Annotated in this window: 7 protein-coding genes; 3 read left to right on the forward strand and 4 right to left on the reverse strand. The window is 74.0% G+C overall.

What is annotated here, in order from left to right; translation table 11 throughout:
- Both AOK22_RS14040 and AOK22_RS14045 read left to right on the forward strand, forming a co-directional pair.
- Window positions 1-6,412, forward strand: a 6,412-nt coding sequence (locus AOK22_RS14040; protein ID WP_055698966.1) for a non-ribosomal peptide synthetase, incomplete at its 5' end; no start/stop codon positions are given.
- Between the two features lie 199 nt (window positions 6,413-6,611).
- The gene (locus tag AOK22_RS14045) at window positions 6,612-7,085 is read left to right on the forward strand and encodes a hypothetical protein (RefSeq protein ID WP_055698967.1); all 474 of its coding nucleotides are present in this window, start codon (window positions 6,612-6,614) and stop codon (window positions 7,083-7,085) included.
- A gap of 80 nt (window positions 7,086-7,165) precedes the next feature.
- On the opposite strand, the gene AOK22_RS14050 is transcribed toward AOK22_RS14045, so the two are convergent.
- Window positions 7,166-7,876 (reverse strand): YqeB family protein, encoded by a 711-nt coding sequence (locus AOK22_RS14050; protein WP_055698968.1) that lies wholly within the window; start codon window positions 7,874-7,876, stop codon window positions 7,166-7,168.
- 140 nt (window positions 7,877-8,016) lie between these two features.
- Here AOK22_RS14050 and AOK22_RS14055 point away from each other — a divergent pair, with 140 nt between their 5' ends.
- Complete coding sequence (locus tag AOK22_RS14055; RefSeq protein ID WP_055698969.1) at window positions 8,017-8,952, forward strand: aminoglycoside phosphotransferase family protein; 936 nt, start codon at window positions 8,017-8,019, stop codon at window positions 8,950-8,952.
- Window positions 8,953-8,974: 22 nt separating this feature from the next.
- On the opposite strand, the gene AOK22_RS14060 is transcribed toward AOK22_RS14055, so the two are convergent.
- From AOK22_RS14060 to AOK22_RS14070, 3 genes are read right to left on the reverse strand one after another with little or no spacing between them, the layout of a single operon-like run.
- Window positions 8,975-9,517, reverse strand: coding sequence for an MOSC domain-containing protein (locus AOK22_RS14060; RefSeq protein ID WP_055698970.1), 543 nt, complete (start codon window positions 9,515-9,517; stop codon window positions 8,975-8,977).
- A gap of 55 nt (window positions 9,518-9,572) precedes the next feature.
- The gene (locus AOK22_RS14065; protein WP_055698971.1) at window positions 9,573-10,376 is read right to left on the reverse strand and encodes an SAM-dependent methyltransferase; all 804 of its coding nucleotides are present in this window, start codon (window positions 10,374-10,376) and stop codon (window positions 9,573-9,575) included.
- Between the two features lie 19 nt (window positions 10,377-10,395).
- Window positions 10,396-10,734: a MazG-like family protein gene (locus tag AOK22_RS14070; protein ID WP_055698972.1), complete on the reverse strand. Its 339-nt coding sequence runs from the start codon at window positions 10,732-10,734 to the stop codon at window positions 10,396-10,398.
- Window positions 10,735-10,836 lie beyond the last annotated feature (102 nt).

Raw genomic sequence — 10,836 nt, forward strand, 5'->3', positions numbered from 1 at the left:
CGCGCCGCGCGGCGCGCAGGAGCTCTACGGCGTCACGCCCGACCTGGCGACCTACGGCAAGCTGCTCGGCGGCGGCTTCCCCATCGGGGCGATCGCGGGCCGCGCCGACATCATGGACGGCATCGACGGCGGCCACTGGAACTACGGGGACGCCAGCTACCCTGCGGCCGACACCACGTTCTTCGGCGGCACCTACATCCAGCACCCGGTGTCGATGGTCGCCGCGCGCGCCGTCCTGAACCACCTCAAGGAGAACAGCCCGCGCCTCCAGGAGCGCCTGAACGCGCGCACCGCCGAACTGGCCGCCACGCTCAACGCCTTCTTCGAGGCCGAGGGGTTCGCCCTGAGCATGGACCACTTTGGCTCGATGTTCCGCTTCGAGCACCGTGCGGACATGGAGCTGCTGTACCACCACCTCATGCTGCGCGGCGTGCACGTGTGGGAGTGGCGCAACTTCTTCCTGTCGACCGAACACTCCGACGGGGACCTCGAGTTCATCGTCGACGCGGTGAAGGGCTCGCTGCGGGATCTGCGCGCCGCGGGCTTCTCCGTCGGCGGCCCGCAGGCACGGCCCAAGGCCGTGCCGAAGCCCAGGACGGAACCGGCACCCGCCCCCGCATCCGCCCCCGCGCCCAAGGCCCGGACCATCGCCTGGAACAGCGCCGCCAGCGCCCGCCCGGCGCCGAACCCGTCGCCGCAGCCGCAGCCGCAGCCGCGGCCGTCCGAGGGGTCGCAGCCGGCTGAGGCCCAACACTCCACACGCCCGCTCGACTTCGGCGTCTACTTCTTCGGCGACTACCCGCAGGACGAGTCGGGCCCGAGGCACGGGAAGTACGACCACCTCCTGGAGACCGCCCGCTTCGCCGACCGCAACGGCTTCCACTCCCTGTGGATCCCCGAGCGGCACTTCCACTCCTTCGGCGGGCTGTTCCCCAACCCCGTGGTGCTCGCCGCCGCGCTCGCCCGCGAGACCGACCGCATCCGCATCAACGCGGGCTCCGTGGTGCTGCCGCTGCACGACCCGATCCGGGTCGCCGAGGAGTGGTCGATGGTCGACAACCTCTCGGGTGGCCGCATCGGCATCGGCTGCGCCAGCGGCTGGCACGCCAACGACTTCGTCTTCTTCCCCGAGCGCTTCGGCTCCCACAAGGAGCTGATGTACGAACAGGTCGCGCAGGTACGGCAGTTGTGGCGCGGTGAGCCGGTGCGCCGCACCACCGGGCAGGGCGAGAGCGACCTGCGGCTCTTCCCGAGCCCGGTCCAGGACGCCCCGCCGATGTACACGGCGGTCGTCGGCAACCCGGCGTCGTACGAACTGGCCGCGCGGCACGACCTGGGCATCGTCACCAACCTCATGACGCAGAGCGTCGAGCAGCTCCGCGACAACGTCGCCCTGTACCGGCGTACGCGCGCCGCGTGCGGCCTGGACCCCGACGCCGGCCACATCGCCGTGCTCCTGCACACCTATCTCGCCGCGGACCACGCGACGGCCCGCGCCGAGGCGAGCCGGCCGCTGTCGCGCTACATGCGCTCCTCGCTGTCCCTGTTCGGCAACGTCGCCAACAGCCTCGGCCAGCAGATCGACCTGGCGTCGATGAGCGAGGACGACCTGGACGTCGTCTTCAGCCGTGCCTACGACCGCTACTGCGACCAGCGCGCCCTCATCGGCAGCCCCGAGAGCGTACGGCCCGTGGTGGACGCGGTCCGCGCGGCGGGCGCCGACGAGGTCGTGGGCCTGGTCGACTTCGGTGTCGCGCCCACCGCGCTGCGGTCGGGCCTGACGCACTTCGACGCGCTGCGCCGCGCGTACGGACAGGACCCTGAGCGGCCCCGGCAAGCCCCGGAGCGACCCCAGGCGCAGCCCGGGGAGCGGCCCCGCGAGCAGGTCTCCGTGACCGCCGCGGACCAGGGCGCGCCCCTGTCGCCCGGCCAGCAGCGCGTCTGGTTCCTGGAGCGGATGCTGCCCGGCCGCACCGCGTACAACGAGACCAAGGCCATCGAGCTCGACGGGCCGCTCGACGTGCCCGCGCTGCGGGGCGCGCTGCGCGACCTGACCGCCCGGCACGAGCAGCTGCGCACCGTCTTCCGCGAAGTGGCGCGCGAGCCGCGGCAGTTCACCCGGGAGCCGGGTGAGGTGGAGTTCGAGGTCGTCGACGGCACGGGCCCCGGCGACCAGGTCGCCGCCACCCTCAAGGCGGAGAGCGAGCGCCGCTTCGACCTGGTGAACGGCCCGCTGTTCGTCACGCGCCTGGTCCGTCTCGGCGAGCGGCGGCACGTCCTCGTCCTGTCCCTGCACCACATCGTGATGGACGCGGCGTCGGCCGCCGTGCTCGCCCGCGACGTGTCCGCGCTCTACCGCGCGCGGCTGTCCGGCGGCACGGCCGCGGAACTGCCCTCGCTCACCCGCACGTACGCCGATCACGCCCGCGCGCAGCTCGACGCGCTCGGCGGCGCGAAGGCGGCGGAGGACCTCGCGTACTGGAAGAAGGCCCTCGACGGCGAGCTGCCCGTCCTGGAACTGCCCACCGACCGGCCGAGGCCCGCGGTGATGACGTCCAACGGCCGCGCCCTGTTCCGCACGCTGAGCCCCGAACTCTCGGACGGCGTAAGGAAGTTCGCACGCACTCAGCGCAGCACGCTCTTCATGACGCTGCTCGCCGGGTACGCGGCGGCCCTGCACCGCGTGACCGGCCAGGACGACCTGGTCGTCGGCACCCCGATGTCCGACCGCACGCCCGAGTACGAGGACGTCGTCGGCTTCTTCGTCAACACGCTGGCGCTCCGTCTCGACCTGTCGGGGGCGCCGGACTTCGCCACGCTCCTGGGCCGGGTGCGGGCGGTCGCGCTGGACGCGTACGACCACGCGGAGGTGCCGTTCGAGGCGGTCGTGCGGGAGCTGGAGCCGTCGCGCGCGCTCGACCGGACGCCCGTCTTCCAGACGCTCGCCGAGTTCGAGACCGCCGACCCCTTCCGCTTCGACCTGCCCGGGGTCCGCTCGACCCCGCTCGACTCGGGGCCCGACAAGGCGCTGACGGACCTCAGCGTGTACTTCACCGACCAGGCCGACGGCGTGCGCTGCCACCTGGAGTACAACACCGACCTCTTCGACGAGGGCACGATCGACGCGCTGTTCGGGACGTTCCGTGACGTCCTCGCGGAAGCGGTGGGCGTCACCGAGGACGTGGCGCCGGCCGCCGGGCAGGAGTGGCGGCGCGGCCCCGTCCGGGAGCGGACGCGCAGCACCGTCGACGCGCTGGCGTCCCGGTGGGCCGAGGCGGCCCCGCACCGCACCGCGGTGATCGACGACGAAGGGACGCTCACCTACGGCGAGCTGAACGCGCGCGCCGAGCGTCTCGCCGCCGCCCTGCGGACCGCGGGCGCGGGCGGGGCGCCGGTCGCCCTGTGGCTGCCGCGCGGCACCGACCTGGTCGTCGCCATGCTCGCCGCCCTCAAGTCCGGCCGCGGATATGTGGCGTTGGACCCGGGGCAGGGCAGGGCGCGCGCCGAGACGATCCTCGCGGAGAGCGGCACCGGGGTGCTGGTCGTGAACGGCGCGGGGAACGCGACGGCGCGGCCGACGGCCCCGGACGGGACCGCCGTCGTCGACGTCGACGCCGACACCCCCGCGGGGCTCGCGCCGGCGGCCGTGCCCCACGGCCCCGACGCCCTCTGCTTCGCCATCTACACCTCGGGCAGCACCGGCACCCCCAAGGGCGTCGCCATTCCGCACAGTGCCGTCGTGGACCTGTGCCAGTGGCACCACGAGCGCTTCGGGTTCACCGCGGACGACCGCAGCGGCGCCGTGTGCAGCCAGGGCTTCGACGCCTTCGCGCTGGAGGTCTGGCCGGCGCTCACGGCGGGCGCCACGGTCGTGGTCGCCGACGACGCCGTCCGCAAGGACCCGGCCGTGCTGGCCCGCTGGTACACGGACCGGAAGATCTCCTTCTCCATCGTGCCCACGGCCCTCGGGGAGGCGATGCTCACGCTCCCGGTGGACCGTCAGCCGCCGCTGCGGCACCTGCTGCTGGGCGGCGACGCGATGCGCACCCGTCCGCCCGAGGGTGTCGCGTACGAGACGCTGAACGTGTACGGGCCCACCGAGGTGACCGTGCTGTGCACGGCCGAGACCGTGCGTCCCGCGGCGCCGGGCACCGTCGGCACCCCGATCCCGATCGGGCGTCCCGTCGACAACGTCACGCTGCGGGTGCTCGACGCGCACGGGCGGGAGGTGCCCGCCGGTGAGGTGGGCGAGCTGTACGTCGGCGGTCCCGGTGTGGCCGCCGGGTACCTGGGCAGGCCCGACCTGACGGCGGAGCGCTTCGTCGACGACCCCCGGGGCACCGACGGCCGGATGTACCGCACCGGCGACCTGGTGTGCCGCGACGCCGACGGGGCGCTGGAGTTCCGGGGCCGGACCGACGACCAGGTGAAGATCCGGGGCTACCGCGTGGAGCCCGAGGAGGTCTCACGCGCCCTCGGCGCCCTGGCGGACGTCCGCGAGGCGGTCGTCCTGCCGCGCCGCGACCAGCGGGGCGAGGCCCGGCTGGCCGCCTACGTGGTGCCCGCGCCGGCGGCCGCGGGTGGCCAGGAGCTGGCCGACCGGCTGGCCGGTGAGCTGGCCGCGCGGCTGCCCGACCACATGGTGCCGCGCGCCTGGTCCGTGCTGTCCGCGCTGCCGCTGTCGGGCAACGGCAAGCTGGACCGGACGGCGCTGCCGGAGCCGGCGCTGACGACCTCGTCCGCGCCGGCCCCCGCTCCCGTACCGGAGTCCGCTCCCGCCGCACGGCCCGTGGCCCGTGCCGAGGACGACGTGGTGGCGCGCCTGCGGGTGCTGTGGGCCGAGGAGTTCGAGCGGGACGTCGCGTCGATCGACGCCGACGCCTCCTTCTTCGACCTGGGCGGCCACTCCATCACGGCGATCCGCCTGGCCAACGGCGTACGCGAGGTGTTCGGCGCGGAGTACCCGGTCGCCCGCTTCTACGAGGAGCCGACGCTGCGGGCGATGGCGGAGTACCTCGCGGGGCCGGCGCCGGCAGCGGGGACCACGGCGGAGACCCCGGCCGGGGCCCCGGCAAGGACCCCGGCGGTGACCGACGCCGACGTCCTGGGCCGCGCCCCCGTCACCGCCCAGCAGGCCGCCTTCATCGGCCGCCACAGCACGCACCCCCGCCCGGAGATCTACAACGTCGCCATGCGGCTCACCCTGACGGGCACGCTGGACGTACCGGCCCTGCGCACCGCGCTCGGCCGGCTGGTCGCGCGGCACGAGGCGTTGCGCACGCGCTTCGTCGAGGAGGGCGGCGAGTGGTGGCAGGAGGCCCTGCGCGCCCGGCCGGTGGACCTGGAGGTGGAGGACCTGCTCGCACGGCACGGCTCGGCGCCCGGCGCCGAGGCGGCGGCGGACCTGGCGGCCGCGGAGGTGGCCTCGGTCCCCTTCGACCTGGCGGAGGAGTTCGCCCCGGTCTTCCGCCTGCTGCGCACGGACGAGGACCGCTGGGTGCTGCTCTTCGTGCTGCACCACGCGTCCTGCGACGGCTGGGCGGTCAGCCTCCTGCTGGACGAACTGGCCGCGCTCTACCGGGCGGCGGCCACCGGCGTCCCGCACGGCCTGGCCGAGGACGTCCCGCAGCCCGGCGCGTACGCGCGCTGGCAGCGCGAGCAGAGCGGCACGCAGGACAAGGAGCGGCTGCTCGGGTACTGGGCGCGCCGCTTCGAGGGCGCCTCGTTCGGGCTGCCGCTGCCGCTGGACCGGCCTCGCCCCGAGGAGCTGAGCGGGGCGGGCGACGTGGTGCTGTTCACGGTGGACCGGGACACGCGCGCCGATGTGGAGGCGCTGGCGCGACGGCACCGCACGACACCGTTCGTGGTGACCGCGGCGGCCGTGGCGCGCCTGGTCGCGAAGGTGTCGGGGGAGCGGGACCTGCTGCTCGGCATCTCGCACGCCAACCGCGAGCGGCGCGAGTTCGAGCGGCTCGCCACCTGCACGGCGTCGTCGTTCACGCTGCGGATCAGCGACCGGGACGCGGAGTCGTTCGGGGCGCTGGTCGACCAGGCGGCGCGCAGCGCGGTCGGGGCGATGGAGCACGCCGCGCCGATCCGCGCGATGGCGGCCGACCTGAGCGTGGAGCTGGGCAGGGAGGTGCCCGACCGGGTGCCGCTCGGCTTCCAGTACCAGAGCTCGCTGGAGACGGACATCGAGCTGCCGGGCCTGACCACGGCGGTCGAGGACATCGCGGTGTCCGGTGCCCGCTCCGAGTTCAACTTGGGTCTGATCCCGGTCGGGGACGTGCTCTCCGGCTACCTGGAGTTCTCGACCGACCTGTGGGACCGGGCGACGGTCGAGGGCTGGATCGCCGCGTACGTCGAGCTGCTCGCCGAGGAGGTGGGCGGCGCGCTCCGGGCAGGCGGCTGAATTTGGTCGTGACATGTCAAGAATCATGGAGGGCTGCCTTGTCACTCCAGGGGGCCTGTGCCTCAATGGGCAGCGATTCGGGCCGCTGACTACCCGTCAGAAGATGCCGGTGGGCATCGGGACGGCGGGGGTCGGCGGCCCGGCTCCCGCACGTATCCCCCCTCATCGCTCCCCCCCCCCACATGAAGGCAGGCCCTCCATGCGACATGGCAGATTCGGCACAGGCATAGGCTCGGTCCTGGGCGCCGGCGTGCTCGCCGTCGGCGCGCTCGCGATGGCGCCCGCGGCCGGCGCGGTGGAACCGCAGAGCGCCACCGTCTCGTTCGACTGCGGTTCGTACGGATCCGGGACGGCGACGCTCACCGCCGCCGCGGACGGCACCAACGCGACCATCGAGGTCTCCACCTCGGCGATCAGCGCCCCGATCGACGTGGGCGCGGGCTCCGTGAACTCGACGCTCACCCTCACCAGGAACGGCAGCGGGACGACCGACTTCACCGGCAACGCCAACCCGGCCATCCCGGCCGGCGGCCCCGTGTCCACCGGCCCCCTCAAGGGAACCGTCGCCGCGGGCGACAGCCTCGAAGGCAAGTCCCTGAAGATCGTGGTCCTCGGCATCACCGTGACCTGCAACGCCACGTCGGCGCAGACACCGGGACCGTTCGTCTTCTGACCTCTCCCGGTCCCGCCTCCGGGGCCGTCGGGCACTCGGGCGGCACCCCCGTCCCCCCGTGGGCGGGGGTGCCGCCCTGCTCACGCCCCGGTCAGGGGCCGCCAGTACTGCTCGGACTTCTCGTCGCGTACGACGTATCCGAGCCCCCGCACCGTCTCGACCAGCTCCCGCGCGTCCCGGGCGGACTCGCGCCGCAGCGCGGCCTTCCGCGCCGCGAGCAGGGCGTGCACCTCGGCGGGCAGGTCCGGGGTGCCGGGGATCCAGCGCCGGAACAGGGCCGCGTGCGGGTCTGCCTCCCGCCAGGGGTAGCCGTGCGCCCGGAACGCCCGCGCCAGCTCGGCGGGGCGTGCCTCGTGCCTGCCGCGCGCCAGCTCGCCCGAGTCCGCGCCGAGCAGTACCAGCTGCCTGCCGTCGAGGAAGACCGCCGAGACGTCGGCGCGCTCGAACGTCCGCGTGTCGTCGTCCTGTTCGACGGTCACCCGCTCGTCGCCCAGCTTCACCGTCATCGTCTGGGCGAGCGCCACGAAGGCCAGCAGGAGCCCGGCCACGAGCCCGGCCGCCATGACGAGCGCGGTCTGCCACGGCGCGTCGAGCTGGCCCACGAACTCGACGCCGTCCCGCCACGGCAGCACCGGCGATCCGGACGCCCAGCGCGCGAGCCGGGGCAGCGCGAGCCCGAGCAGCAGACCGAGCAGCGGCAGCCCGGCGAGCAGCAGGACCAGATCGCGGCGCGGGACGCCGAGCTCGGTGACCTGCCCGCCCGCCGTCTTGTTGAGCTTGTCGACCGCCATGCGTGGTGCTCCGTTCCGCCCCGTGACGGCCGGGTCGCCGTCGCTGCCCTACTCCCGGAACGTTAGGAGCCGGGCCGGGCCGCCCGATGCCGCCGAAAGTCGGTCGCGGTGCTACTTCGGTAGCCAGTACGGTGCCGATCATGCTGCCTGAGGTGTACACGGAAGAGGAGTGGGACCGCGTCCTGCCCGACGAATCGGTCATGCGGCCCGGCGCCGAGAAGCTGTGCGCCCGACTCGGCCTGGCCGGGGCGCCGCTGACCCGTTACGCGGAGGGCTCCCAGCCGGTCTACGCGGTCGGCGACACCCACGTCCTGAAGCTCTTTCCCGGCCTGTGCGCCGAGGACGGCGTCACCGAGGCCCGCGTCCTGGCCCACGTCGAGGGCCGCCTGCCCGTCCCCACGCCCCGGCTCCACGACGCGGGCGCGTACGTCAACGGCTGGCGCTACGTCCTGATGTCCCGCCTGCCCGGCGAGGGTCTCGCCGAGGCGTGGCCGCGCATCCCGCGCGCCGACCGCGAGCGGATCGTCACCGACGCCGCCGAGGCGCTGGCCGCCCTGCACGCACTCGACCCCGGGCCGCTCGCCGACGTCCTCGGCCCCGGCGACTGGGGCGCGTTCGTCGACCGGCAGCGCGCGGGCGCGGTGGAGCAGCAGCGCCGGCACGGGCTCGCCGAGAGCTGGCTGGAGCAGATCCCCGGCTTCCTGGACTCCGTCGAGCTGCCCGCCGCACGGGACCACCAACCGGCGCTCCTGCACACCGAGTTCATGCGCCAGCACCTGATCGTCGATCCGGACGACGCCTGGCGGCTCACCGGGCTCTTCGACTTCGAGCCCGCGATGATCGGCGACCCGGCGTACGACCTCGTGGGCGTCGGCCTCTTCGTCACCCGGGCCGAGCCGGGGCTGTTCGCCCGCTTCCTGAAGGCGTACGGCCGGACGTACGATCCGCGCCAACTCCTCGCGTACACCCTGCTCCACGTGTACAGCAAGCTGCCCTGGTACCTGAGCGAGCTGCCCGCCCCGCCCGAGCCGACGCTCGACGCGCTGGCCGGGACGTGGTTCGGGCCGGGGGAGTAGCGGAGAAGAGCGGGGCGGTCGCTCAGACGGTCTTCATGGGCCGGTGCGGCCCGTCCGGGAGCGTGACGGTGACCGCGTCGCCGGGGCGTATCGCACCGCCCCGGCGGACCATGCCCATGATCCCGGACTTGTAGAACACGGCCCCGCTCTCGTCGCGCCCGACGACCTTCTTCATCAGCCCCGCCTGGAAGTCGTCGATCTGGCGGCAGGGATTGCGCAGGCCCGTGACCTCGACGACGGCCGTGGCGCCGAGGTGCAGGAGCGCGCCGGTGGGCAGGCCGAGCAGGTCGATGCCGCGCGTGGTGACGTTCTCGCCCAGCTCGCCCGCCGCCACGGTGTAGCCGTCCTGCGCCAGCTCGTCGAAGAGCTCCTCGTGGATGAGGTGGACCTGGCGGAGGTTGGGCTGGTCGGGGTTCTGGGCGACGCGGAAGCGGTGCTTGACCTTCGTCCCGGCGTGCACGTCCCCCTCGACGCCGAGGCCTTCGAGAAGCGTGATGCTCTCGCGGTTCGGCTTGGTGAAGGAGTACGTTCCGTTGCTGCTGACCGCCGTGACCTTCGCGCCCATGGTGTGCGCCCCCTCGTTCCGCCGTACTGCCGCTACCGCGCGACCCTAACCCGGCTCAGCCGACGGGGACCAAGGTCAGGTACGTGATGCCGAGCACGTGGCGGTAGCCGCGCAGCCAGGTCGACCGCTGGGTGTCGACGCGTTCGCGGGTCTCGGCGGCCAGCGGATGGCCGGGGTGCGCGGCGAGCCACTCCTCGACGTCGGAGCGGTAGCCGGACTCGAACTCCTCCCACTCCTCGGGGCTCGCCGTCTCCACCCACTGCGGCCGGAACCCCGCCCCGATCGCCGCGTCCACCAGGTCGCCGAGCGAGAGGTGCTCGTCGGCGCCGGCGTCCGGCCACATCGCGGCCAGCTCCTCGTCGGTGGGCGTGCGCTGCCAGAAGCCCTCGCCGAGGACGACGCGGCCACCGGGGTTCACCAGGCGGCGCAGCGCGTGCAGGGCCTTGTGGGTCGTCTCGGGCGGCGCGGCGTCGCTGAGCGCGTGGCTCGCGCCCAGGCACAGGACGAGGTCGGCCGGGCCGCGCGCGGTGTCCGTGGCGGACTCCTCGGCGAAGACGACGCGGTCGCCGAGGCCGCGCGCGGCGGCGTTCGCCCGGCCGCGGTCCAGGTCCTCGGCCCTGAGGTCGACGCCGACGCCGGTGGCGTGCGGGGCGGCTTCGAGGACGCGGAGCATCAACTCGCCCCATCCGCAGCCGAGATCGAGCACGGTGCGGGGCTCGTTCGCCGCGAGCCGTCCCACGAGCCGCTGGGCGCGGGCCTCGGAGAGGGGGCCGTGGAAGGCGAGACGGGTGAGCCGGGGCGGACCGTCGGAGGCGTCCGGGGCGTCGGAGGTGCCGGGGTTTTCGGGGGAGGAGGTCATAGAGGCGGACGCTAACCCGTCAACTGTCGTCCGGCATCACAATTTTGGACCGCGCGTCGACCCGGCGCAGATGCTCGGCGAAGACGTCCCGGGCCTCGGGGGTCAGCGTGCGCAGGGCGACCATCGCCGTCACGACGACGTCGCACAGCTCCGCCTGGACGTCCTCCCAGGAGTGGGTGGTGCCCTTGCGCGGATTCTGGCCGGTGGCCCCGATGACGGCCTGCGCGACCTCGCCGACCTCCTCGGAGAGCTTCAACATCCGGAGCAGGAGCGCCTCTTGAGGTGCCCGCTCATTGTGCGAATCAAGCCATTCGTAGAGCCGTCCCACGGTCTCCCAGGGGTCCTGCGGATCATTCATACGGGCAGCCTGCCATGCCGGGGCGGCCTGCCATGCCGACGCGCGGCCTGCCCGTACCGACGGCAGGGGGCGCCCCGGGGAGGGCAAGGGGGCGCCCCGGGG

The sequence above is a fragment of the Streptomyces silaceus genome (genome assembly GCF_001419745.1).
GTDB classification, from domain to species: Bacteria; Actinomycetota; Actinomycetes; order Streptomycetales; family Streptomycetaceae; genus Streptomyces; species Streptomyces silaceus.